General features: G+C 62.4%; 20 protein-coding genes. 14 read left to right on the forward strand and 6 right to left on the reverse strand.

Translation table 11 applies throughout. The features are described 5' to 3' along the window. The first annotated feature begins 2 nt into the window (after positions 1 to 2). Positions 3 to 2,528, forward strand: a complete 2,526-nt coding sequence (locus tag EYW42_RS07365) for an efflux RND transporter permease subunit (RefSeq protein WP_161972922.1) — start codon at positions 3 to 5, stop codon at positions 2,526 to 2,528. Positions 2,529 to 2,666: 138 nt separating this feature from the next. Here the strand turns inward: EYW42_RS07365 and EYW42_RS07370 are convergent, their stop codons facing one another. The 3 genes from EYW42_RS07370 to EYW42_RS07380 form a co-directional block, all read right to left on the reverse strand. Beyond that, complete coding sequence (locus tag EYW42_RS07370) at positions 2,667 to 3,206, reverse strand: COG4315 family predicted lipoprotein (protein ID WP_135534603.1); 540 nt, start codon at positions 3,204 to 3,206, stop codon at positions 2,667 to 2,669. A 122-nt stretch (positions 3,207 to 3,328) separates the two neighbouring features. Next, positions 3,329 to 3,631: a hypothetical protein gene (locus tag EYW42_RS07375; protein ID WP_135534604.1), complete on the reverse strand. Its 303-nt coding sequence runs from the start codon at positions 3,629 to 3,631 to the stop codon at positions 3,329 to 3,331. Between the two features lie 54 nt (positions 3,632 to 3,685). After that, complete coding sequence (locus tag EYW42_RS07380; protein WP_135534605.1) at positions 3,686 to 3,973, reverse strand: winged helix-turn-helix domain-containing protein; 288 nt, start codon at positions 3,971 to 3,973, stop codon at positions 3,686 to 3,688. A gap of 162 nt (positions 3,974 to 4,135) precedes the next feature. Between EYW42_RS07380 and EYW42_RS07385 the strand changes: the two genes are divergently transcribed. From EYW42_RS07385 to EYW42_RS07415, 8 genes are all read left to right on the forward strand, one after another. After that, entirely contained in the window at positions 4,136 to 6,109 is a 1,974-nt protein-coding gene (locus tag EYW42_RS07385) for a histidine kinase N-terminal 7TM domain-containing protein (RefSeq protein WP_161972923.1), read from the forward strand. 178 nt (positions 6,110 to 6,287) lie between these two features. After that, positions 6,288 to 7,535, forward strand: coding sequence for a hypothetical protein (locus EYW42_RS07390; protein ID WP_135534607.1), 1,248 nt, complete (start codon positions 6,288 to 6,290; stop codon positions 7,533 to 7,535). A 157-nt stretch (positions 7,536 to 7,692) separates the two neighbouring features. Next, positions 7,693 to 9,423 (forward strand): phage tail sheath family protein, encoded by a 1,731-nt coding sequence (locus EYW42_RS07395; protein ID WP_135534608.1) that lies wholly within the window; start codon positions 7,693 to 7,695, stop codon positions 9,421 to 9,423. A gap of 64 nt (positions 9,424 to 9,487) precedes the next feature. Next, positions 9,488 to 9,943 carry a phage tail protein gene (locus EYW42_RS07400; RefSeq protein ID WP_135534609.1) on the forward strand — a complete coding sequence of 152 codons (456 nt, stop codon included), beginning with the start codon at positions 9,488 to 9,490 and terminating at the stop codon, positions 9,941 to 9,943. Beyond that, positions 9,940 to 10,104, forward strand: a complete 165-nt coding sequence (locus tag EYW42_RS19460) for a hypothetical protein (protein WP_161972924.1) — start codon at positions 9,940 to 9,942, stop codon at positions 10,102 to 10,104. The genes EYW42_RS07400 and EYW42_RS19460 overlap by 4 nt, the downstream gene beginning before the upstream one ends. Continuing rightward, a complete protein-coding gene (locus tag EYW42_RS07405) occupies positions 10,101 to 10,661 on the forward strand; it encodes a hypothetical protein (protein WP_135534610.1) in 561 nt (186 codons plus the stop codon). Before EYW42_RS19460 ends, EYW42_RS07405 begins: the two co-directional genes overlap by 4 nt. Next, complete coding sequence (locus EYW42_RS07410; RefSeq protein WP_135534611.1) at positions 10,658 to 10,903, forward strand: DUF6760 family protein; 246 nt, start codon at positions 10,658 to 10,660, stop codon at positions 10,901 to 10,903. Before EYW42_RS07405 ends, EYW42_RS07410 begins: the two co-directional genes overlap by 4 nt. A gap of 21 nt (positions 10,904 to 10,924) precedes the next feature. After that, the gene (locus tag EYW42_RS07415; protein WP_135534612.1) at positions 10,925 to 11,380 is read left to right on the forward strand and encodes a phage tail protein; all 456 of its coding nucleotides are present in this window, start codon (positions 10,925 to 10,927) and stop codon (positions 11,378 to 11,380) included. A gap of 108 nt (positions 11,381 to 11,488) precedes the next feature. On the opposite strand, the gene EYW42_RS07420 is transcribed toward EYW42_RS07415, so the two are convergent. Beyond that, the gene (locus EYW42_RS07420) at positions 11,489 to 12,460 is read right to left on the reverse strand and encodes a hypothetical protein (RefSeq protein ID WP_135534613.1); all 972 of its coding nucleotides are present in this window, start codon (positions 12,458 to 12,460) and stop codon (positions 11,489 to 11,491) included. Then, positions 12,460 to 13,731, reverse strand: coding sequence for an eCIS core domain-containing protein (locus EYW42_RS07425; RefSeq protein ID WP_237561291.1), 1,272 nt, complete (start codon positions 13,729 to 13,731; stop codon positions 12,460 to 12,462). The genes EYW42_RS07420 and EYW42_RS07425 overlap by 1 nt, the downstream gene beginning before the upstream one ends. A gap of 123 nt (positions 13,732 to 13,854) precedes the next feature. On the opposite strand from EYW42_RS07425, the gene EYW42_RS07430 reads away from it, so the two are divergent. The 3 genes from EYW42_RS07430 to EYW42_RS07440 all read left to right on the forward strand — a co-directional run bounded on the left by EYW42_RS07430 (position 13,855) and on the right by EYW42_RS07440 (position 18,183). Then, positions 13,855 to 15,978, forward strand: coding sequence for an ATP-binding protein (locus tag EYW42_RS07430; protein WP_135534614.1), 2,124 nt, complete (start codon positions 13,855 to 13,857; stop codon positions 15,976 to 15,978). Positions 15,979 to 16,124: 146 nt separating this feature from the next. Beyond that, positions 16,125 to 16,778 carry a DUF4255 domain-containing protein gene (locus EYW42_RS07435; protein WP_135534615.1) on the forward strand — a complete coding sequence of 218 codons (654 nt, stop codon included), beginning with the start codon at positions 16,125 to 16,127 and terminating at the stop codon, positions 16,776 to 16,778. Positions 16,779 to 17,079: 301 nt separating this feature from the next. After that, positions 17,080 to 18,183, forward strand: a complete 1,104-nt coding sequence (locus EYW42_RS07440; RefSeq protein ID WP_135534616.1) for a hypothetical protein — start codon at positions 17,080 to 17,082, stop codon at positions 18,181 to 18,183. Positions 18,184 to 18,224: 41 nt separating this feature from the next. Here the strand turns inward: EYW42_RS07440 and EYW42_RS07445 are convergent, their stop codons facing one another. Then, positions 18,225 to 19,241 (reverse strand): hypothetical protein, encoded by a 1,017-nt coding sequence (locus EYW42_RS07445; RefSeq protein ID WP_135534617.1) that lies wholly within the window; start codon positions 19,239 to 19,241, stop codon positions 18,225 to 18,227. Between the two features lie 1,930 nt (positions 19,242 to 21,171). Here EYW42_RS07445 and EYW42_RS07450 point away from each other — a divergent pair. Then, positions 21,172 to 21,426 (forward strand): hypothetical protein, encoded by a 255-nt coding sequence (locus EYW42_RS07450; protein WP_135534618.1) that lies wholly within the window; start codon positions 21,172 to 21,174, stop codon positions 21,424 to 21,426. 3,143 nt (positions 21,427 to 24,569) lie between these two features. Continuing rightward, on the forward strand, positions 24,570 to 25,244 hold the full coding sequence (locus EYW42_RS07455) for a CIS tube protein (RefSeq protein ID WP_135534619.1): 675 nt from the start codon (positions 24,570 to 24,572) through the stop codon (positions 25,242 to 25,244). Positions 25,245 to 25,246 lie beyond the last annotated feature (2 nt).

Here is a 25,246-nt window from a genome sequence, read left to right on the forward strand (position 1 = left end):
TAATGGGGGGTGCATTCGACAAGATCGTCGACTTCGTCACGACGCACAACCGGATCGCCATCCTGTTGATGCTGGCTCTCACGGGCGTGATGGCCGTGGGAATGACCGACCTCCAGACTCAGAGCGAGGCGGGAGACGCCGACGCGTTCAACGACACCGAGATCATGCAGAAGGGGGAGTACATTCAGGATAACTACGATCAACCCGGAAACGAGAACGTCACCGTTTCGTCGGTCTACGTCAGGGACGAGAACGGAAACGCCCTGTCGAAGGAGTCGCTGATCGGGTCGCTCCGGTACCAGCAGTCGGTGCAGGAGAACGATTCGGTGAGTACCGCGCTCGCGACCGACGAGGGAAGTGTCAGCGTTGCGACTATCATCGCCAAGCGGGCCGCAGAGGACCCCAACGCGAGCCTCGCGACGCAGAGAGAAACCCTCGAATCGATGGACGAAGACGAAGTTCGTCGGGTCGTCTCGGCGACGCTCTCCGAGGATTCGCCCGCGCTTCGCCTGCTGCCGAACGACTACGAACCGGGAACCCCGAGCGCCGAGAGCACGCGCATCCTGTTCCGGTTCGACCAGACGGTCGGCGGTGAGGACGACGATTCCACCGTCGCGGCGGCGCAGAAAGCCCTCTACGACGAGGCGGAATCGCGCGACTCCCCCGAGTACTTCACCCTCGGACAGAACGCTTTCGCCGACTACAGCGAACACCAGTTTACGAACACCGCTGAGCTGATACTCCCGGTCGCGCTGGCGCTTATCCTGGCCGTTCTCGCGTTCTCCTACCGCGATCTGGTCGACGTGATCATCGGATTTACCGGCGTGATCCTCTCGCTGGTCTGGATGTTCGGAATCCTCGGCTGGCTGAAGGTGTCGGCCGGCATGACCCTGGTCATCGGCCCGGTTCTCATCGTGGGGCTGAGCATCGACTTCGGCCTCCACGTGTTCCAGCGCTACCGCGAGGAACGCGGCGAGGACGAAGGCATCAGACGTCCGATGGCCCGGTCGCTACGGGCCGTCGCCGTTGCGCTCGCGCTCGTTACCGTCACGGCCGCTATCGGGTTCCTCTCGAACGTGACGGCCGCGTGGCCGAGCATCCGGAACCTGAGCATCGGAATCACGATGGGCGTCGTCTCGGCGTTCGTCATCTTCGTGACGATCGTTCCCGCGCTCAAGGTGAGCGCGGACGGTCTGCTCGAACGGTTCGGTATCGACCGGCACAAGCGCGCGCTGGGCCGCGGCAGCATAGTCGGGCCGTTCCTCGCTAGCGGCGCGACGCTAGCGCGGAAGGCGGCTCCCGTCGTCATCGTGCTGGCGCTGGTCGCCGGGACCGCCGGGGCCGCCACCTGGACGTCGCTCGACAGGCAGAGCTTCCAACAACAGACCGACGAAGTGGCCGAGTGGAAACAGGACCTCCCCGGCCCGCTCGGCTGGGACCAGGCAGCGTACGAAAAGCGATCGAGCTACGTGGACGACCAGTACCGCGAGGCCGACGAGAGCCAGCGCAGGCAGTCACAGATACTCATCGAAGGCGACGTAACCGCGCCGAAGGCGTTAGAACGCGTACACGAGAGTCAACAGGCGGCACGAGACACCGACGTCGTCTTCGAGCAGGGAGGGACCGCCCCGTTCGTCTCGCCCCTCTCCGTCATGCAGGAGGCCGCCGCCCGGGACGATGAGTTCGCCGAACTCTACCACGAGAGCGATACCGACGGCGACGGCGTCCCCGACAGGAACGTCGAGGCCGTGTACGACGCGCTGTACGAGACCGCCCCGGACCAGGCCGGACTGGTGATCGAGCGGACGGACGGCGAGTACCGTTCGCTGCGCGTTATCGTCCCCATCGATTCGGCGGCCACGTTCGACGACCAGGCCGACGCGATGTACGACGTCGCAGACGTCGCCGACGAGAGCGATGGCGTCAGCGCGACCGCGGTCGGATCGGCGACGATCAACGACACCATCTCGTTCCAGATAGCCGAGAACATTCTGGAGACGATCGTCCTCGCGCTCGGCGCGGTGTTCGTCGTACTGACGATCATCTACCGGCTCGCGACCGGCAGCGCATCGCTCGGCGCACTCACCGTCGTCCCCATCGTCCTGGTCACCGCGCTGGTCATCGGGGGGATGTACGTTCTCGACGTTCCGCTGACCCTGCTCACCGCGTTGCTGATAAGCCTCGTCATCGGACTCGGCATCGACTACAGCATCCACATCAGCGACCGGTTCGCACACGAACTGGAGCGAGGCCGCGACGCTTACGACGCCATTCGGACCGCTGTCACCGGTACCGGGGGCGCGCTCCTCGGTAGCACGCTCACTTCCGTCGGGGCGTTCGCGACGCTGATACTGCATCCGAGCCCGCAGTTCCAGAGCTTCGGGACGCTCGTCGTCCTCGCACTGCTCACGTCGTTCGTCGTGAGCGTGTTCGTTCTCCCCAGCATGCTGTACGTCTGGGCGGAACGCATCCACACCGGCCCGGTTCGCTCCGAGGCGACGGAGGGGCCGGCCGCGACGCAGGACTGACGACGACGGGCCGGCCGCCGCGATTTTGATACTGACGGACGGAAGTCAGTGAAGAATTTCGCGGAGACGTTCCCGCGAAATATCTGAAACAGTTACGTCCGACAGTATGAGGCCACCGGCTGGACCCCCGAGCCGTTCTCACTCGTCCGGTTTGACGAGACTCCCGTCCGGACGTAACGCCCACCAGACATCGTTTGCGCCGTGTCCGTTCGCGTCACCCGGCTCCTCGTCCGGTGCGAAGTAGTACAGCGGCCAGCCGTTGGCGGACACCTGCGTCGACCCGTCGTCACGCTCGAACGTCGTGAGAGCGGCCGTCACGCCGTTGCCCGGGCTCGGGTCGCTCTCGACCGTAAGCGGCGGCCAACTCTCCGCACAGCCGTCGTAGCAGGTGCTTTCCCCCGCCCCTTGCGTGTCCTGTTCGAAGTTGTACAGCGTCATGCCGTCCGGCCCGACGAGAATGTCCCCCAACTCCTCGTGTGCGCGAACCGCAACAGTCGCGTTCGAGGAGTCGGTCGTCTCGTCGTCCGTTCCCCGCGCGTACGGTCCTCTCTCCGTCGTTTCGTCGCCGCCGTCCGTTTCGTCGTCGCCGCTATCCGTTTCGTCGTCGTCGCCGAGGCATCCGGCGACTGCGACGGTCGTTGCTGCCGTTCCGAGCAGAGCGCGTCGTGTCCAGCGCATACGTCAGAGGTCGCCTGTCCGCTAAATGAGGATTTTCCGAACTGCGTCCAAAATTCGTCCAGGGTTCGGCGGCGGTCGGCCGTCAGCGTACCGTGACGGTCGCGCCTCTCGAACGCCGGCGGTCAGGCCCAGGTAATGCGGGTAAGAACGAGCAGAGCAAGCAGTTCCAGTCCACAGAGGAGGGTGATTCCGACCTGGACATCCGTCCCCACGGAACCGAACCAGCCGACGAACGAGGAGTGAAAGACGTAGAAGTACAGCCACAGGACGTTTTCGACCAGGAGGAAGCCGGCGAACACCAGGAGGCCGAGCGTGTGCCGCGCCCCGTGCTGTCGGTACCCCCGGAGCCAGACGGACCCGAGCGCGACGAGCAGGAGTAAATTCGCCGCTGCGGCGCCCCTAACCGCGTGTATCCAGATCTCCATCGTGCCTCCATTGGTAGTTCGCCGGTTTATGTTCTGTCCAAAGTTCGTCCATGATCAGCTGTCCTCCCCGTCGACCGTATCGAATATCTCCTCGACCGTTTCCCAGTTGGCTCTGACCTGGTCGGTCGGCATGTACACCGCCGCGTACTCGTCACCCGCCTTATCGACGACGTTGTTCTCCATCAGGACGTCGAGGTGGTGGCGGATAGTCGTGTAATCCATGTCCAACTGCTCGGCCAACTGGTTCGCGTTGCTCGGTTGTTCGTCGAGTCGCCGGAGGACGCGAACTCTCGTGGGGCCGCCGCGGGAACTCGCGAGCAGATACCAGAGGACGCCCTCCATTCGGATCCGTGTTCTCCGGGCGGGGTTGTAAACGCTCGGCCAGAAGACAGCTCAGTGCGCGTCTCAGTTACGCGAGTGAGAGAGTCGAGACGACGACAGTGGACGAACGAGGTCCGTCCTTTCCCGATGGTTTTTCACCTCTCATCTAACAGTACGTCACAAATGAGTACCACGGCGGGGTTGACAGCCGTCTTCATGCTCGCCGCGGTGACCGGTGTCGCGGTCGCTCGTGTCTCACACCGGCGGGACGCGCCGATGGCCGACGGGCTGACGGTCTCGGCGCTCGGCATCGCCGGCACCTCTATCGACGCCGTTTTCGAACTCCTCGTGCCGACTGTCGCCTTCCATCTCGCCGCCGAAGCGCTGTCGGTGGTCACGTCGGGGCTGATCATCGTCGGGTGGGTCTACTTCATCGCGCACTTCACCAACTACGAACGGGTCGTCGACGGTCGCCGCATCTATCTGCTCGCCGCGCCGTTTCTCGTGATCGGTGCGGCGTTTGGGGTCGAAGGTACGTACTCTCTGTTAGCCGGCGCTCAGTCGGCGTCGCCGTTGATCGTCGACGACCCGGAACCGTGGTACAGCGCGTTCGACGTGTACGGCTACGGTCTCAGTCTGCTCTCGCTCGCCGCTCTCATCGTTCGCGCCGCCGAGCGAAACCGGCTCTACCGACGGCAGGCGGGGATGCTCGTCGCTGCGCTGCTCCCGCCGCTTCTCGTCAATCAGGCTGGCAACGCCGGGATCGTTGAGTCCGCGGCCGAACTGACGCCTATCGGGTTCGCCCTGACCGGACTGATAACTCTGTACGCGCTCTACTACCACGACCTGCTGGAGATCGTCCCGATTGCTCGCGAGACCACGATAAACACCATCGAGGACGGGGTGATCGCGCTCAACAACGACGAGGTCGTCGCGACGGTTAACGACGCTGCCAAAGAGATGTTCGACGTGACCGACGACGTGCTCGGCAAGACGGTCTCGAACGGCTTCTCCGAGTGGCCCGACCTCGTCGAAGCGGTGGAACGGAGCGAGGAGACGACCGCGGAACTGAACGACGGTCGATTCGTGACGGTGTCTCTCCCGCCCATACGGAAGCGGGGGATCAGAATCGGGACTCTGGTCCACCTTCGGGATGTCACGGAGGAAGTCGAGAAACAGCGGGAGATAGCCGAAAAGACGGAACGGCTCGAACGGCAGAACGAATACCTGGACGAGTTCGCCGGCGTGGTCAGCCACGACATCAGAAACCCCCTTTCTATCGCCCAGGGGTACACCGAAGAGGTCGCACGGCAGGTCGACGACGACGAGGCGATCCGGAAGATACGCCGATCGCACGAGCGGATCGAGACCATCGTCGACGACCTGCTCACGCTCGCTCGACGGGGCCGACAGGTCGACGACGCGGAATCGGTCGCCGTGAAACCTGTCGCCGAGGCCGCGGCACGGACCGCCGGTGTTCCGGACGGGTCGCTAGCGGTGGAGGACATCGAGACGCTGTGGGCTGACCCCACACGACTGCAGGAACTGTTCGAGAACCTGTTCCAGAACAGCGTCGAGCACGGTTCGACTACCAGCAAGACACTGTCCGGCGACTCCGTGGAACGCGGTTCCACGAGCAACTGGACGGAAACCGGCGATAGCGTCGAGGACAAGGTCGGCGACGGGCACGACCGCGACGCCGAGACGACCGAAGCCGGGAGAGATGACCGCGACCTGGGACGCGGTCCCGACCGAAAAGGATACCCCAACGCCGCAGACGGCGGAAAATACGGCGGGTACACCCCGAGACACGGCAACCGTCCGGACCGAGCGTCCCGCCGAACTAGAGGGTGTGATGTCACCGCAGACGACCTGACCGTTCGCGTCGGCCGACTCGACGGACAGGAGGGGTTCTACGTGGAAGACGACGGTCCCGGAATCTCCGAGTCAGAACGCTCACAGGTGCTCGAACGCGGATACACGAACGCTCGGGGCGGTACGGGTCTGGGACTGAGTATCGTCAAGTCCATCGCCGAAGCCCACGACTGGAAGTTACGGATCGCAGAGAGCGAGGCCGGCGGTGCGCGGTTCGAGTTCCTAACCGGGGGTGATTCCGGCGGTATCTCGTCCGCGGAGTTCACGGAGGAGTCTGGTTAAGGGGACAGACCGATAGGTGTGTCCGACACGAGTGCATCGAACCGGGACTGCTGACCGTTTCTGAACGATGGTACCGCAGAGAACGACGAGTTTCGGCAGCCGTTCGTGACTTCAAACTCCCGTCCGAGCGAATAATATTTAAGATCAAACAAAACATAACGAAGCAGACTAACCGACTATGGAGCCACACTCAGACTACAGTGACAGCGACGGGGGCTATCTGTCTCAGTTCGAGAAGAACCGCTTTTTCAAGGGCAAACTGATGACTCCTCGCGACATGGAAGCCGAGCAGGAGTATCACGCAGAACGTCTTCAGACTATCACGCGACTCGTTACCGGAAGCGGGATCCTACAGGGGTTAGGAGTCCAGTCGATCACGGAAACCGACGACGGCCTCGACGTAACGATCGAACCGGGCTTCGCGCTGGACGGGAACGGTCGACCGATCGTCGTCGAACAGGTAGCGACGAAATCTCTTCCGTCTCCCTCCGGCAACGAGGTTCACCTGTATCTACGATACAACGAGGTCGCGATGGAGACGGTGCCGGTTCCCGATACCACCGAAGCCGCGGACGAAAGTGCCACACCGAACCGCGTCGTCGAGGTGTTCGAGTTGACGTACCAGGAGTCACCGCCGGAAAACACCATCGACGTCCCGGACGTCGAGCTACCGCGTATCGGGGACGACGGGGTTGACCGAGAGGCGTTGGCTCGACGCGCCATCGAGCGGTTCCACGAACGACATCGTTCCGCTTCGACCGACGACGAGGACCCGGCGGTGTTTCTCGGGTCGTTCGAACGGAATCCTGACGGCACCTGGGGAGTCGGGGACGATGCGACGGCACGCCCGTTCGTGTACGACGCGGAACTACTGTTCGGGTTACTCGTCGAGCACGTCACTGACACTGAAAACCCCCATCAAACACCGGTCGACCAGGCGTCCGACGACATTCCGGAAGACATCGTCGGCATCAGCGACAGGCTCACGTTCCTGGAAGAAGAGATGAAAGAGATCAAACGGGACCGAGCGGCCCTAACGCGGTACGTAATGCGCAAAACGATAAAGGACCGCATCCGGTTTTTCGAAGCGCTGGCCGAGCGGTTAGAAGATCACACTGGAGACGGCAGCCGTCTCGCTCGCGAAATCGTCGAACTCTCCCACGAAGAACTACAGTCGTTCGACGCTCGCGAGGAGTCGTATCGTCGCCACGTCCGGACGGTACTCGATCAACTGATCGACCTCGGCGAGTGTCTCGACGAGAATACGACCGAGGACAGTCTCGAACAGTATCTCAAAGCAGTGTCCGAACTACAGACCGTCGTCGAGGACGGCGAACCCGTACTCGAACTAGCGGACGCACACGACCAGGTTTGCGAGGCCGCGGACTCGCTGGAGATCCTGGTCGGCGTCATTCCCGACGAGTAACGCGGCAGTGCTCTCTCAGACCGAACTTTGATCCGATCCAACTTCTGTTCAATACTCTCACATTTACCCTCATGTATTTGTCTTTGATAGATAAGTTTTATATTATAACACCTAAAATTTGGTTCACGTAGATCAGATATTGGAGGCAAGCAGATCAATGCCAGAATACCAATCCCCAGGCGTTTATGTTGAAGAGGTAGACAGCGGATCCAAATCCGTCGAAGGCGTGAGTACGAGTACGGCCGGATTCCTCGGTGAGACTGAACGCGGTCCAGTTGAACCGCGGCTCGTAACGAGCTTCGCGGAGTTCGAACGGATGTACGGTTCGAGCCCGTCGTCGTCGGATCTAGACGCCGCCGTCGACGGGTTCTTCAAGAACGGTGGAAGCCGATGTTACATCGGTCGCGTTACTGCTGCCGAACCGACCGACACCGCGACGGCGACGCTGGTCGACGAGGACCTAAACGACGTTATCGAAGTCGAAGCGAACGGACCCGGTGAGTGGGGCAACTCCATCGCGACGATCGTCGAAGCGGAGGAGAGCGGACACTTCCGACTGACGGTTCGGTACTGGTCGTGCGACTTAGAGGAGGTTAGTAAGCCCAGTTCGAACAAACCCGACCCCGCACCCTACGCCGAAGAGATATACGACGACCTCTCGACGGAACCGGAGTCCAGCCAGTTCTACGAGAAGCAACTCGCGAGTTCCGTTCTCGTCGATCTGAACAAGGTCGACGACGGCGTCCCCGTCGAGGGGCTCACGTGGCTAAACCGGGACACCGTCGAGGAAGTCTCGGACGGCGGCGTGCTCGAAGTGCAAGAGGAGGACGACTCAGTCGTTTACATCCCCGAGGACGTCGACGAGTTGGCGTACAACGAGCTACAGTCGATCGCCGGGTCGTTCGATATCGACGGAAGCCAATCCAAAGACGACCTGGTGGAGAGCCTCGAGGAGATCCGGTCTGGAGAAGAAGAGGTCGACGTCGAGGTGATCTCGGACCCCGCAGAAGCGAAACAGTCCGAACCTGACGAGGATGTCACTCTGAGCGACTACGAGGGGACTGAGAAACCCGGGATGCGCACCGGACTTGCCGGGTTCAAGAAACTCGACGGCATTTCGATCGTCTGTGTCCCGGACGAAAACGATATCAAGGGCCTGACTGAATCGCTGGTCGCTCACTGTGAGAACATGGGCGAACGGTTTGCGGTCCTGCAGGCACCCCAGACCGCTGGCCCCATCTCGGAGATCGAAACCCCGGTCGACTCGTCGTATGCCGCCTACTACTACCCGTGGGTGTCGGTGAAGGATCCGTTCACGAACCAGGAGAAACTCGTCCCGCCTGGCGGTCACATCGCGGGTCTGTTCGCTCGGAGCGACGCCGAGTACGGCGTTCACAAGGCCCCCGCGAACGAGGTCGTCCGCGGCGTGCTCGGAGTGCAACACGACCTCACGAAGGGTGAACAGGACGTTCTCAATCCGAAAGGCGTCAACTGCATCCGTAGCTTCCAGGGACGAGGGATTCGCCTGTGGGGCGCACGGACCACGTCGAGTGACCCCGAATGGAAGTACGTGAACGTTCGACGACTGTTCCTGTTCATCGAGCAGTCCATCGACGAGGGCACCCAATGGGCAGTGTTCGAACCCAACGACGTGGATCTCTGGGCCCGCGTTACGCAGTCGGTCGAGAACTTCCTGACGACAGTATGGCGAGACGGCGGCCTTCAGGGGTCCACTGCCGACGAGGCCTTCTACGTCAGGTGCGGGGAAGAGACAATGACACAGGACGACATCGACAACGGTCGTCTCGTCGTCGAGATCGGCGTTGCGCCTGTCAAGCCGGCAGAGTTCGTCATCTTCCGCATCAGCCAGGACACCGGCGATTCGTAGACACCCCTACCTGATACAGTAGCAACCAACGACGGAAACTAACAAACAAAACACACGATCAACGATGGCAGATACACACGGACCACTCAAGCAAACCGAATTCAAGGTCGAACTCGACGGCGTTAACGTCCCTGGATTCATCGAGGTAGAGCTCCCAGCGAAGCGAACCAAAGAGATAGAGTACCGTGAAGGGAACGACCCCGGACACAACCGGAAGCTCTGGGGCGATACGCAGTACGACGATCTGATCCTCGTTCGAGGGGCGAACAAGGAAAACGAGACCCTGTACGATTGGCGCAAGACCGTCGAACAGGGAAAAATGGAGGACGCTCGAAAGAACATCGCCGTCATCATCACGAACGAAGTCGGCGATTCCGTCCTCCGTTTCGAGTTCTCGAAAGCGTGGATCAAGGAGTATCAACCGCCTACCCTCAACTCCCACGCCGGGGGCGGACAGGCTAACCTCGCCACCGAACAGTACGTCATCACGTTCGACGAGATGGACCGCAAGAACGTATGACCGGCACGCAGAAGGGTTCGACCCCTGAATTCACTGTACCGCGACACCGACACGGTGACGGGTGGCGGATCGACGACGAGGGGTATCTCCACACCTCTACGTCGGCAGGCCTCACAGAACGCGTCGTACTCACCTGCGTCGGACGGGAGGACCGACGATGACCGACGCGGCATTACAGACCGAGTTCGAGTTCACGCTCCCGCGTGGGTACGTCGACGACGACGGGACACTCCACAAGGAGGGCCGGATCCGACTCGCAACCGCGGCGGACGAGATCAAGCCGCTGAAGGACCCGCGCGTTCAGTCCAACTCCTCCTATCTGACTGTCCTCCTACTCGGCCGGGTCGTCACGGAACTCGGTGATCTGGAGACCGTGGACGAGGGCGTCATCGAAAACCTGTTCGTCACCGATCTGGAGTATCTTCAGGCGATGTACGAGCGGATAAACAACCAGGGAACGAACGCGGTCGAGACGGCCTGTCCGGACTGCGGCGAAGTGTTCGAGATCGACGCAGAGAGCGGCTCTCACGCCACACCCTCGGACACCGGTAGTGGAATGGAGCCAACAGGGATGGACGCTACCGGCGCATCGACTGACGAGATCCGTGCGGAGTTCGGCGGCGGTTCCGCCGCCGGAGGGTCGCCGGAAAGCGAATTCACCGAAGCCACACCCACAGAGGAAGCCGTAGAGACCGACTCGGGAAATCCGACGGAGTGACGCCACTGTACGACCCTGACCGCCTCTACGAGGAGGTCGCGTTCGTAGCGTATCACTTCGGATGGGACCGCGACGACGTACTGACCATGCCACACCGGGAACGCCAACGCTGGTGCGAAGAGATAAGCCAGATCAACGACCGGATGAACGACGACCCATCGTCCGAAGGCGGTCACCGACTGGGTCGCTCCCGAGGAGACAGTGGCGGCATCGTCCTCCGGAACCCACCCGAGTCCCTCTGAGCATCTTTCGAACTGAACACCATGACGGAATACACCGCCAAAGACGACCCCTACTCGAAATATAACTTCGAGGTCGAGATAGACGGCGAGACTGTCGCCGGTTTCGCCGAAGTGTCGGGACTCACGATGGAGTTGGACACGGTGCAGTACCGTGAAGGCGGGGTCAACGACCACGTCCACCAGTTACCCGGCCAGTTCGTGCACGCGAATCTGGTGTTACAACGAGGGCTGACGAAGGACACGTCGTTCTGGCACTGGATCCAGGAAGTGATGAGCGGCGAGGTCACGCGGAAAAACCTCGTCATCAAGATCAAAGACAGCTTCAAGGGCGACAGCACCTGGGGCTGGGAGTTCAAAAACGCGTATCCCACGAAGTGGCGCGGCCCGGACCTCGCGAGCCACCAACGCGGGATGGCCATCGAGTCGATCGAGTTGGCGTACGAGCGGTTCACCCGGATGTCCGGGATGCCCGAGTAACGGCTTCATCGCCGTCTCGTCCGACCGCCTCCCGTTTTCGACAAAACGCGTTTCGGTAGGGGCGCTGCCGTATCTCCCTCCCGATGGGAAATCCAGAGGTGGGCTGAGCTAGCCGTACGCGAAGGCTCGTTCCTCTTCAGGGTCGATGTAGTTAGGGTACATCTCCAGATGCCGGTACTGTTCGGCGGCTTCGAACCGGCCGTATCCGAGTATCCGAAACGGCTCGGGTGGTTCGAGGCCCATCCGGACGAAACAATCCCGGATCTGGCATGAGAGGTTATGATTGAGGTAGTCGCGAAACGCTTCGAGCGATCCGGGGTCCATCATCGGCAGTTCCAGCAACGCGTCAGGCTCGCGCTCGAACGGTTCGTCGGCGTCAGTAACGTGTTCTTCGCCGCGGTCGTCGAGGTACGCCGTGTACAACGAGGAGACGGAGTCGATCTGGAGTCCTTCGGAGAGGTCAGCATCCGTCTCAACTGCTAACTCGCCCAGGTCTTGCGAGAACGCCGTCCAGCTATCTAGCTCTTCGCCAGAGACGGTATCGAGCGATCTCTCCGAGATCGACCGATCGGAGAAATCGAACCCATGTCGTGCGGCCAGTTCCTGAGCGCCTTCACGGAGTTCCGTCTCCACCGGGTCGAGTCCAAGGTAGACGTTCTTGCGGTACAGCACCGAGTCGGCATCGGTCGCATCGGCCGGAACGTCGATCACGCGGTCGGTGTCATGGTGATGACTTCGGAGTTGCCGGTAGAAATCGCCGAAGTAATCGTCAAGTCTGTCCTCGGAAAGCGTCGCAATAGAGACGCGGACGGCGTTGAGCCGTTCCGGGTGGATCGTCGGCGGAACCGTGTCGTAGCCTCGTTCAGTGAAGACACAGTACTGAGCAAACTTGCGGGCTTGGTGTACGCGTTCACTTTCCGCTAACGTTCGCTCGGTAGGATCGTCCGGATACCCGTCTTGCGTATGGTATGCGATTTCGCCGGACTCTTTATCGACCGTTAGATCGTGTTCCGTCTCTGTATTATCAGTAACGTAAATCTTCACGTACTCTTCATCTTCCCCGTCGATATCCCCGTTCATTACGTGTCACCATCAGTAAACGGATCGCTACCCTTTCCAGTTCGAGCCTGGTCGTTGAACCGCATCTTTTCGTCGAGCAGTTCGTCTATCAGGCCTTTGATTCCGCGTAGCGTGTCGCTGTTGATATCCGGCACTTCTGCGTCGGCGACTGCCTGATTTCCCTTGTCGTAGATAGGGTCGTAAACGGTCTTAGTCACGTCGCCGGCGATGCCTTTGGCGACTTCGGAGACGGCCTGTTGACCGGCGACTGCCCCGGCGGCCGTGCCCGCCCCGGGTGCGATCATCGTACCGAGTGCCGCGCCGGCTACTCCGCCGACAGCACCGATCGCACCCTTACCGGTCGCCTTGCCGAGCTTGTCGGCCCAGCCCTCGTTACCGCCGCTGACTGTCTCCTCGATCGAGGATACCCGTTGTTGGAGGTTCGACACCGTCTGTTTGAGCCTCATCCCGTCGCTCTCCGACTCGGCCTGGGCACGAGCGTTTTCAAGCTTCTCCGCTTCGGGCATCCGCTGGATATGCATCTCTACGCCCATGCGATTTATCGTCACCGGCCCGTCCTGCATGGCGTCTTCGGCAGCGTCCTCGGCTTCGCGTTCTAACGCCGGGTCCGGGTCGATTTCGAGGGCGGCGTCCTCCCGAGGCATCATGCTGAGTTGCGCGCCGCCGGTTTGTTGTCTGACGTGGGCGAGTTCGTGGGCCAGCAGATGTTGCCCTTCGGGAGACTCCGGTCTGTACTCGCCGTCGTTGAACACGATATCCGACCCGGCTGTGAACGCCCTGGCGTCGATAGCGTCGCAGGCTTCGGCGGCGTCCGCACCCGTGTGAATGCGAACGTCCCAGAAGTCCGCGTCCATGCGCTCGCCCAGAGATTTCGAGATGTCCGGGTCGAGCGGGCGGCCCGGCTTGTCGAGGACGCGCTTAACCGTCTCCTGTGCCCCCGCAGACGCGTCGGCGGCGACACTGTCAGTGCTACACTGGACGAAACTCTCGGGCGTGGGGTCGCGGTCGCTGCTGCCGGTGCGCTCGCGGAACTCCCGCATCTTCTCGGGGTCGCCCATCACGTCCGGCGGCATCCCCTCGTCGGCCCACCGATACACTCGCGGGCCATAGGTCTGTTCGAGGCGCTGGAGTGTGCCCGTACGTTCGATTTCGTCGGCCTGGTTGCTGTCGGGTTCTGAGGTGACCGTGGACTCAGCGGTAGTGGTCGTCCCGCCGGCTGAGTCGGCCGAAGTACTCTCCTCTCTGCCCGTCCGACTAGATCGATGTCCCATCTTACTTGGAATAACGTCATATATCAATTCATATAAGTCTTTGTATGGTTGGATAGTGTGTTAGTTGAACACGATGTCTGACGGAACGAACTGTCGAGGCCGGCAACGAGAGGGACGGAACCGATGAGCTACGAGACCACGCAGCAACACCTGCTAGACGAAATCGATCGCATCGAGACGCTACTCCGAGCCTACGCCGACGAGGCGGATACCCCCGGACTGTCCGAAACCGGGTCCGACGGCGGAGCCGGGATGCACGAAAGCGCACCCGAACAGTTACCGATCGGCGTCTCGGAGTCGGGTCATGGGGAACTCGAGACACACACCGCGGCCATCGAGCAGCGGTGTCGGGAGACGCCGGAAGAGATACCGCTGCGTCTTCGCGAACTTGCCCACCGGTTTTCCCTGTCGCGGCGGCATCTCGACGTTCTGGTACTCGCCCTCGCTCCGGATGTCGACGACAGCTTCGCGGATACGCTGAAAAGTATTCAGGGGAACGTTGCTCTCCCCCGGCCAACTGTCGGTCTCGTCGAAGACCTCTTCAGTCAAACTCGCCAGCAACGTGTCGCCGCCGGTGCGCTCGTCGGCAGCGACTCGCCGCTCCGTCAGCACGACCTCGTCTCGGTCGCACCCGCTCCTGACGGTACCGGAACCGCACGTGATCGAACGGTCCGTGTCGACGAGCGGATCGCCGAATATCTCAAAGGCTACGCGGGGATCGATACGGACCTACAGGCAGTTCTCGAACAGCAAAGCGGTGACGGGGCCAACGATTCGCTTTCAGTGCGCACAACCGAGGCTTCCCTCTCGGATCTCGCGATCAGCGACGACTGTCACGAGCGCCTGTCGTCGCTCCCCGAAGACGACGGCGGTTGGCGTTTCTACTGGTACGGTCCCGCTGGCACCGAGAAACACCGCGCGGTCGAGGCCGTCTGTGACGAGGGGGTTCTCCGGGCGGATCTCGACGCCGTCATCGAGGCCCGGGCGCTCGACCGGTTGCGCCGAGAGGCGACGATCCTGGACCGGCCGCTCCATCTGATGTCGGCCGCGCAGGCGACGTTCGACGCGCGGGAACGCGATACGACCCTAGAGTCCGTGTTCGACCGGTTCGCGGGCTTCGGGAACGACCTGATCGTGACCGGCGAGGGTGAGTGGACGCCCTCGGAGGCGATGCACACGCCTGTCGACGCGATCGTCGAGTTCCCCCGGCCGTCGATCGACCTCCGCCGGGAGTTCTGGGCAGGTCACGCCGACGAGTTGCCCGACGACATAGACCCCGAAGTGCTGGCGGGGACGTTCAACCTCACGCCGGGACAACTAGCGGCGGCGTTGTCGACGGCCGAGTCGCTGTCCGGCGACGGCGAACTCACCGCCCAAGCCGTCTACGCTGGCTGTAGCGCCCAGTCCGCCGACGAACTCGACGAACTGGCCCAGAAGATCGAACCGGGCAAGGACTGGGACGACATCGTGTTACGCGAGGAGACGCGACGCAAACTGGAACTGGTTCGCAACCATGTCAGGCATCAGGCCCGGATATACGGGGACTGGGGGTTCTCTGAACAGTTTAGCCGCGGCACCGGCGTCGTCGCGTTGTTCAAAGGAGAGTCGGGGACGGGCAAGACGATGGCCGCCGAGATCCTCGCGAACGACGTCGGAATGGACATCTACAAGATCGACCTCTCCAGCGTGGTCAGCAAATATATCGGCGAAACGGAGGAGAATCTCGAACAGATCTTCCAGGCGGCCGAGAACTCGAACGCGATCCTGCTGTTCGACGAGGCCGACGCCGTCTTCGGCGACCGCTCGAAGGTCTCGGACTCGACCGACCGCTACGCCAACGTCGAAGTTAACTACCTGCTCCAGCGGATCGAGGCCTACGACGGAGTGATCCTGCTGACGACGAACTACGCCTCGAACATCGACTCGGCGTTCAACCGCCGGATCGATCACGAGATCGAGTTCAAATCGCCGCGGGAATCGACCCGCGAAACCATCTGGAAGAATATCTTCCCCGACGACGCGCCGACGGGAGATGTCGACTACGAGTTCCTCTCGGAGTTCACTTTCACCGGCGGCCGGATAAAAACCGTCGGACAGACCGCCGCGATCCTGGCGGCGGGCAACGATAGCGAGGCGATAGAGATGTCCCACGCCGTTCGAGCGGTCCAGCTCGAACTCGAGAAGATCGGTCGGCTGTACCAGGTGTCGGAGTTCGAGCCGTACGAAGACTATCTCGTCACCGATTGACGCTTGCAGTGAGCGAACGGCTGGCGTATTTTTTATCACAAGATGGGAAATATTAACGTATCCGGATAGAAATGTTCGCGTATGGCGTACTGTCGGCGTTGCTACCGTTCGAGTGTCCCGATATCCGGTCGGCGGGGTGAAACAACGTGACGTTCACCGCCGTGGCGGACGTCAGCCGAACGCTTCTGGAACTGTTTCGGGACGAGATCGACCGTCGCGGCAACGTCGTTTCCATCGACCGTGGCAGCGTCGACCTCGTATCGCCCGAGGAAGTCAGCCAGGACTCGAACGTCCGCCTCGGACTGTACCCGTACAGGGTCACAGAAGACGGAGCGGCGGGGTCGACCACCCATCAGATAGGGGAGTCGACGAAGCGCGACCCACCGCTTCCGTTAGCGTTGCGGTACCTCCTGACCGCCTACCCCGTCGGCGACGATACCGAGCAGTCGTCCGAGATGATCGCACAACAACGAACGCTCGGTCTGGCCCTGCAGATCCTGCACGATAACTCGCGGCTGAACCCCGACGACTGTGCGGGCGGCATCGATCAGGATACCAGCTTGACTCTGTCGCTGACATCGGAACCGCTCGACGAGTTCACGAGCCTCTGGTCGCGGTTCGGCGACGCTACGTACCGGCCTTCGACGACTCTCGAAGTCAGACCGGTGATGATCCAGTCGATGAACGAGGAGGACTTCACCCGCGTCGCCGACCGAGAAACCGGCGTCTCCCGTCGGCCGGACGAGCCGGACGTACTGAACGACGACCCACCGGACCGAGAGCAACCAGAAAAGTGGTGACCACTGTGTATCAAGACACCACTGTCGGTTGAACCGCTGTTCCGGTGTGGGGTTTCATCGCGGAACACTGCCGTTCCGCAACGGTTCCGGCAAGGGGCCCGGGCCGACCGGGATATATTAATACGATCGGTGATTTTATATTTTATCATTACAGGAAGTTACAATAACTAGCAGATATGAATCTCAGAGAGCCGACTGTTACTTTCGAATCATCACGAACCGGTAGCGTCCCGAGGAGCGGTGGGGTGGCAGGTATCGCAAGCCGGTTTCGGATCTATCGGGGGGAAACACGATGAGGCGGATGGCGAAACGGGTAACGAAGCCGCTCAAAAAGAAACTCACGCCGTTCCTGCCGATACTGCTCATCGCCGGGATCGTCGCCACTGTAACGACCCTACTGTTCATGTTCACCGGGTATATGAGTGCAGTCCCCACAGTCCGGGTCCCTCTCGTTGAGTGGCCGATATCGCCCCGATACTTCCTGTTTCTCTCCGTTTTCGTCGTCGTCGTGGTCGTCGGTGGCGCATACCGGTTCTATCGTCGGAATCAGGAGGCTATCCTCGGCCGATGGGAAGCACTGTCGACGTGGTCGCAAGGCACCTTGATCGGGTTCGTCTCTGCGCTGTTTTTTGCCATCGGACTAGCTATCGCGTCGCTGTTTTACACGTTCCCGTTGTATCTGATCCCCGTCGGATTCCTTGTCGCGTGGCCGCTCAGTGCCGCTGTCACGCTTCTCAAGGTCCGGGGCGGGACGAAAGAGGAGTCGCCGTCGACGCTCAGATCGGCGTTCGTGAGAACCGGGTACGCTCAGATGAAAAGCCAGGAGAGTCGGACGCTCGCGGTCCTCGTTGGGTTCCTCGTGGCGATACTCGGTGGTCTGGTGATCCGATACGCGACAGTCTGGTACTTCGGAACGTACTCTCTTCTCGCGCCGATCCTCGGCGGACTGCTAGTGTGGCTTCTCGTGGCGATGATAGCGTACAACCGGTACGAATCGACGACCAGCGAACGGACGGACCTCGTCGTCGTGAAAGTGACGGCACCCGAGTCGCGGGCGGGCCGGGAGTTGACCGTTCGGAACGAGGCGAGTCACTCGATCGACCTCGCGAAATCGAAGATCCGCGACACCGAATACGACCTGTTCCGCCTCGGTATCGATGTCATGCTCGGCCCTGGCGAGGTCTGTACGTTCGAGATTCCGGACCAGTTCTCGCTCGCCCCGAACGACGACGCGACGGATCTTCCCCTCGGATACACGCTCAAACAGGGCGGCCAGACCCCGGTCATCTTCACTCAGTCCGGCGAGAAGTTCACGCTCCGACGAGCAGACGACAGTGGTGACCACCGCCCGTTCGCCACCGCCACTGAGGCAAGGCCCGGAGTCGACCCCGCGTCACAGGACTGAAGAGTCCGATCTGTCTCCGGCCGTATCCTCCCGACCGACGATCACCAGTCGGGGTGCTGTGCGGGGGCCTGCCGGGTCCAATCGATGATCGCGTCCGGGTCGTGATAGCGTTGATACCCGTCGTGATGCTCGTACTTATCGGTGAGAGCGTCGATCCCGGTTCCCCGAACTCGCACACCCTTCGGCGGGGAAAACCCCATGCCGACGTAGCAGTCCCGGACCTGACACCGAAGGTGATGAATCAGATGTCGCTGGAACGACTGGACCGTCTCGATACGGTCGTTTTGCACTGTCATCTGCAGTCGGGCATCCGGAGCGCTCTCAGCGCCGGGGTCGGACCCGTCGCCGTACGTGACGCGCTTTCCCTCCGCCGCTTGCCAGTGGACGCGTAACGGCGAGAGACCGCGGAGAAATCGGTTCTCACTGTCGTCTCCGGCAGCGTCTCCCTCATAGCCATCTGGTTCGCCGGGAAGCGCCGCTTCGAGGCGGTCGAACAGGTCGTCGTCGTTTCTGTTCGGTTCCCTGTCGAGCGCTGTCGCGAGCGCGGCGAGCCCATCAAGTTCGACGAGTACGTCGCCGAGCAGCCGCCATTGGTCGTCGTTCAGTGCGAGATACACGTCCTGTTGCACTCGGTGACAGTCCGCGTCCGGTTCCCTGTCGGGAGGACTGACGGGCGGTTCAACGTCCGCGTATGCGCTCGCTATCTGCCGATAATACGCGCCGAAATGGCTTTTGAGCGTCTCCGGTGACATCGCGCCGATGATCAGCGTCGCGGCGGCGAGTCGCTCCGGATGGGTGATGCGGTCCGTCTTACTGTACGGCCTCAGCGTGTTGAGTCCTCGCTTTCGGTCGACGTAGTACTTGGAATACCTGTTTACCTGATCGACGTGCTGGTTTTCTCGCGGTGAGCGGGCCCGTTCTTCCCCGGCGTATGCGCTGCACTGGTGCGACGCTATTTCGCCGGTCCCGTCTATCTCGACTCTGTGCTCTATGTCGGCGTTGTCGACGACCCGTACGACGATCCCGTTGTCGGTTTGCGCTTGTATGTTCGCCTTCATTTCGTGTTGTGGTCGAATCTGTACGGACAGTTCTCGATGGGCGGAGCGGATCTCATGGGTATATTTATAGACATTCATTGTAAAATCACCGAGTTGAGAGACAGTTTGAATCCCGATCTACAGTCGAACTATCCGGGTCGGATGTGGCAACTTACCCTGAAAACACGACTTCATTACGGAAGCGGTTCTGTCTGTGCCACGCGGCGGAAGGAGTTCTCCCACCGCGATATATTCTCCCGGATGTTGGAAAATGTTAAGTGAAGCGAATTATATTTTCCCGGTACTAACTGTGTATAGATGCGGCCCAGTATCGGCGATCCGGTTGGACCGGCGACCTGTTCGTCGTTCTCCGGGGAGAGACCTGTGATCGGTGACCGCGACCCCTCCGATGCGGCCTCACCGGTCCGAGATATCAGCGTCATCGCGTCGCCCAACGATGGCGAAGAGAGTACCCACTGCACCGGGGCGACGATAGTCGGTGGCCTAGACGCTAGCGTCTCGCCTATCGCGACGCTCGACATCGACGAGTTCGCGGCCGGACTCGGAGTCGGGATCGCGCGGAAACACAGCCCGGTCGATCTGACGTTTCTCTCCCTGTCAGAAACGGATCCCGCTGCGGACCGTCCGGATGGATCGCTGCCGCCGGGCGAGGAGACGTACGTGAACGAGTCCGGGGAGCGCCACGGAGGGTATTCTGCCGGGCTTCAGTACGCGGACGTCCCCGCCCTCGACGGCGATTCTACGGCAACGGAAGGACCGTACGACGGATCCTGGATCGGACCGTCGGACGCAACGAACGACGCCGTACCTCCTGGGCCGTCTCAGTTGAACGGACTGGGAGCGGCCGGCAGCGAGCGATTCCCTTCTGCGATCGGCCGAACTGGACGGGCCGAGACGGAAACAGTGGCGTCGCCACAGGCGAAACCCGGCACCGATACCTCGACAGAGCCCCGTCCGGACCGGTCCCGTCGAGGCGGACAGACCGGCCGAACCGGCCAGTCGACGGTTGACCCCGTGAACGCGTCGACTCGCTCCGGGACACGGCCGCGACGTACCGAGGCGACTCTCGTCAGTCCCCCGACCGTGTGTACGACCGTCGACAGTCAGCTATCGATCGGTTCGAGCGGAGTCGAAGGAGAACGAACCACTGCAGTCAGTTCCCGAACTACACTGACGGACTCACGGCAACCGACAGTTCGAACGCGAACCGTGCCCGTGGCCTCGCGCGAGACGGTGACGCCTCGCGACGGCGCAAGCGTGACCGACCTCGCGAAAGTATCCCGCCTGCCGAGTTCCCGGCCATCGGCGAGAGATACTGCGAACACCTCGTTCCGCACTGGTCGAGTCGTGGTCCCGGGATCGCCTCACGAGCGAAGTTCAGCTAACTCCCGGTCTGACGGGCCGTCTCGCCGCCCGAAGTCGTCGGTCCACGACTGGTCCCGGGGCACTGCCGTCACCCCATCCGATCGGTGGAGCGAGAAACGCCGTTCGACGGACGACTGCCCCGAGTCGCCGAGTCGCGCCGTGTCGACGACGGCACGGCGTCAGACTGCCCGGAGTTCGGACAGTCCCGACCGTTCAAACCGGCGCGCAATCACGAACAGGTCCGGCCACCCGGAAACAGCATCCCGGAGCGCGACTTCTCGGGGTATCCCGGAAACAGTACCGCGAACGGGGGCTCCCAGCGGCGGCTCGCCCGCCGTCGTCGAACGTCGCGGGCCGTCGGCAACCCGCCGCATAGCAACGCTCGAAGCCGCCGTACATCGCGCACCTGTCGACCACAGTTCGGCCGTTACCCCCCGGAGCGCCTCCGACCCCAGTATCAGATACCGAGCGAGCGCGCCTCAAACCGACGACGTCGGACCGAGAGCCACTGGGGCTCCGCAGTTGACGCCGCACATCGACCATCCCCGTCCCGGTGGAACCCACAGTGAGCGAACGACCGACAGCCGTCCGGAACCGTCGCCGGGCACAGCAGCCGGTACTGGAAGCGCCGTTCGCTCCCCATCACGAACGGCCGCAGAACGCGACACCGTCGCCGGCCGACGAAGCGTACGCTATCACAACCAGAAACGATCGTCCGGCGATGCCGCGGTCGATAGCGTCGACTACAGCGACGGCTGGCGGACACCGAACGCCGTACGACGAACTGAGCGCCCGAGTTCGCCGACCGAAACCGGCGTAGCCGGCACACGGTCGTCCGGGCGGCGCACACCGGACCAGTCGGCCGCTCCGGTGGCTGTCCAGCGCTCTCTGCCAGTTCGTGGGCCCCGCGTTGCAGGGGACGAAAACGGTCCCGACCCGCCGTCGAACGTCGTGTTCGGAGCGGGAGACTGGTCGTCACCGGAGACGATGCCCGCGGCCGCGGATCCGGATGCTCGGGACGGGGCCGGGCGGATCCAGCGACTGGCCGCCCGAGTCTCGGCCGAGGACTCCCGAGCCGTGGTCAGGAATCACCAGACACCTTCCGATAGCCGCACACGGCCACGGCGGTTCGATACGCCAACTCAGCTACGGTTGTCCCCGAGACAGACGGCGATTCCCGGGAGTTGGTCCACCCGCTCGCGATCCCTCAGCACCGGAAGCGGTCAGCAGTCGACGAGCGTGTCTCTCGCCCGCCGACCCGGTACGGGGACGGCCGACCGCGCGACGGCGGAGACCGAACGGGAGCGAACCGCTCCGAAACCGTATCAGACAGCCCACTCTCCGATGCGTCCGAACCCTCGTCGGACCGCCAATTCGAACTCGGCAGCCAGACGAACCGCCCCGCGGTCGGGTACGGTCCTGCGATCACCCTCCGGCAAAGACGGGCGGCGGTCCGATAACAGCCGACGACTGCGCCTCTCGGGGTCTGGACCGGCCGAGACGCCGAACTCGACCCCAGCCCGTCCCACCGAGCGTAACACCGGAACGCCGATCCAGTCTCGGGACAACGCGTCCAGGTCCGAACGCGGTTCAACACCCGCCCCTGTCGCCAGTGATCCGCTGAGCGTCGCCGTATCGACGCCGTGGATGACTCCGTCGATTGAGGGTGGTCGTTCCGACACGGGGACCGGACGTGCGGACCGTCCGTCGGCCGGGGAAGGGCAGACACTCGCTTCGGACGAACGGGAACGACTGCCACGTGCATCCGGTCACGATACTCCCCTCGTTATCCGTAGAGGCCGGCCCAGTCCGTCGCGTACGCGGTCTGGCAGTTCCGGACAGGATCCGTCTTTCACCGAAGAGCTCGACCGCTCCGTCTGGTTCCCGCCCGCCGCGGAGGCCGCCCGCGCTACAGGGCCGACAGCGGAACCACAGCGTCCCGGCAGCGAGCATTCCGACCGTACACGCGGCGCACGAACGGCTGTCAGAACTGGAACACTTCCACGGAGACGGTCGGCATGGGCAGAGAGCCAGGTCATGCGCGATTCGTCTGCGAACCGCTCTCGCGTATCGTCGAACGGTACCCACGGACAGCAGCCGGAATCACGCGCTTCGCGGACTGACGCATCCGTTCGGGGCGGGCAAAGAAAGACAATACACAGGGATGAGACGACGCGCAGGGATGGGTCGACGTGGGGTAGTGACACAATGCAGGAAAGTGAGACGACGCGCGGCGGCGTCACAGACGAGGGCGACCCGGACAGGAACGGCCGCCGATGGGCGCTAAACCCAAGGACCGGGGCATCGGCGTCCCAGACGGGTAGCGCCCGCAGTCGGATCGGTCTCCTCGCGGACGAGGCAGCACGACCGCGCGAGGGGGAAGTCAGTCGGTTACGACGAGTTACCGTTCACCGACTGCCCGAGGCGACCACTGCGTCGAAGGTCGACCGCAGAGACGGGATGGGTGCCGCTGGCGAACGAGCGGGTTCGTCCCCGGGCGTCTCGCTTCGGTACGGAACGGGTGACACCGGGCGTCAACCCGCGCCTCGTCCGTCCGAGTCCCGACACTCTTCCGGGCTCGCTTTCCAACCCGACGGGGCCTCCTTGACGGCTAGCCCGCAGTCTGCGCCTGCTGCTGGCACGGCGAAAGCGAGTACTCGGTCCGTGTCCCGGACCAATGATACAGAGGCGAAACCGGGTACGGCCGAACCGGCGGACGAGACCATCGGGGGCGCGGCGGATCGGTCTGTCGGACGACCGGTTCGATCCCGGCGGAACGACGGCGAGACCGCACGGAGCCGCTTCGACGTGGACGTGACGACGCCCGCTCTATCGCTGTCTCGCCCGGACGCTCGAAACCCGGCAGACGGTCTCGCATCCTCTCTGCACTTCGACCGAACGGACGGCCGGGCACCGGCCACCGAACCGATCCGCTCGGCGCGGATGTCGGTCAACAGCCCCGACCGACGCATCGAAGCAGTGTCGGATCCGACGGGCTCGCCCGACCCGCCGGTTTCGTCCGAACCGCGGGCATCGCCAGAACAGCGGACTTCGCCCGGTCCGAGAGTGGACCGGACCGCATCCGGCCGGGGGGAACGCCTGCCTGACCACGCTACTGGTCTGATCGGAGCGTCCGGCTCGCCCGCTGAAACCGGTGAGGCTCTGACGGCATCCCGGGAGGGAAGTTCGCCAGTACGGGGGTCAGAGACACAGCCGGCAGTTCAGTCCGGGTCGCAGCCGGCAGTTCAGTCCAGACCATCGTCGGCTGTTCGGTTCGGGCTATCGTCTACTCGTGAGACAGACGACTCACTGATCCGGGCGAACAGGACAATAGGAACGAATAGGGAAAGTACTAAATCAAAACCTATCGGATCGAAACAAAGAAGCTCGGTGGAAGGTGGGATGCACACAACCGGACTGTCTGAACGACCGTCGCTGACGTACCGTGACACGGCGACGGCCAGTGAGACGCGGGACGGGAACGAACGGCCAGCGACTGCTGCCGGAGGAGCGCAGTCCGTGCAAAGCACCGGAACCGACTCTCGACCGGAGTCCGGCCATGCCAGGCAGAAAACCGGACCGCAGCGTGGGACGGGTCGCCAGCCAGCCCACAGAGGCGGCCTCGACGAACGGTCGGTTGCAGACGAGTCGGACGCGACATCGGGTCCGTTTCGATCGTCGTTCGATCGGAGCGACCGCCGGTCACCGACGGACAACCTTCCACCGAGTGAGGGGTCGTCCACGCCGGGCCGGCCGACTGAACCCCCGCGTTCCGACCAGCGCTCCGGCAGACGTGATCAGCGCCCCGACGACCGTTCTCAACGGGACCGGCGACGGCGTATCGATATTCCGAGAGACACGGGCTCGATGGAGTTCGAATCGGACGTCGATCGGATAGTCGAACGGCTCTATCGGAAGCTCGAACGAAAACAGCGGATCGAACGAAAACGGCGGGGATTGTAGATGGCAAACAGTGGCAAACTCGAGAAAGCACAGATATCCGTCCTCAACGGCAAGAACGAGGGCGAAACGATTGACTGTAAGTTCAACCCGAGTTCGTACACCATCGAAAAGAGCGTCAACTACGGTGAACTGAACGCGACCGGCTCCGGAGCGTCGATCATGCAGTTCGTCGACGGCAACGCGGAGACGCTGTCGATGGAGCTGTTTTTCGACACGACCGACCGGGTCCAGGCAGATAGCTCGTCGAGTTCATCCGAGGTCGACGTCCGCGAGCAGTACACGAAACACATCGACACGCTCCTTTCGGTCGACGGGGAGCTTCACGCTCCGCCAGTCTGTCAGTTCGTCTGGGGCGACGGTATCGCCTTCACGGCGCTGGTCGAGAGCGCCAACAAGCAGTTCACGAAGTTCCTCCCGAGCGGCGTGCCTATCCGCGCCCGGGTGAACGTGGTGTTCAGGGAGTTCAAGACGGCGGACTATCACAAGTCCGAGGTATCTCCTGAGTCGACGGACAAGACCAAGGTCTGGAGGGTGAACGACGGCGACACGCTCTGGCTGATCGCGTCCGAGGAGTACGGAGACCCGTCTCACTGGCGCACGATCGCTGAACAGAACGACATCGAAGACCCGCGGACGCTCGAAACGGGCGAGACGCTCGAACTCCCGCCATTGTAGCA

Source organism: Halostella pelagica (assembly GCF_004762015.1).
Taxonomy (GTDB): domain Archaea; phylum Halobacteriota; class Halobacteria; order Halobacteriales; family Natronoarchaeaceae; genus Halostella; species Halostella pelagica.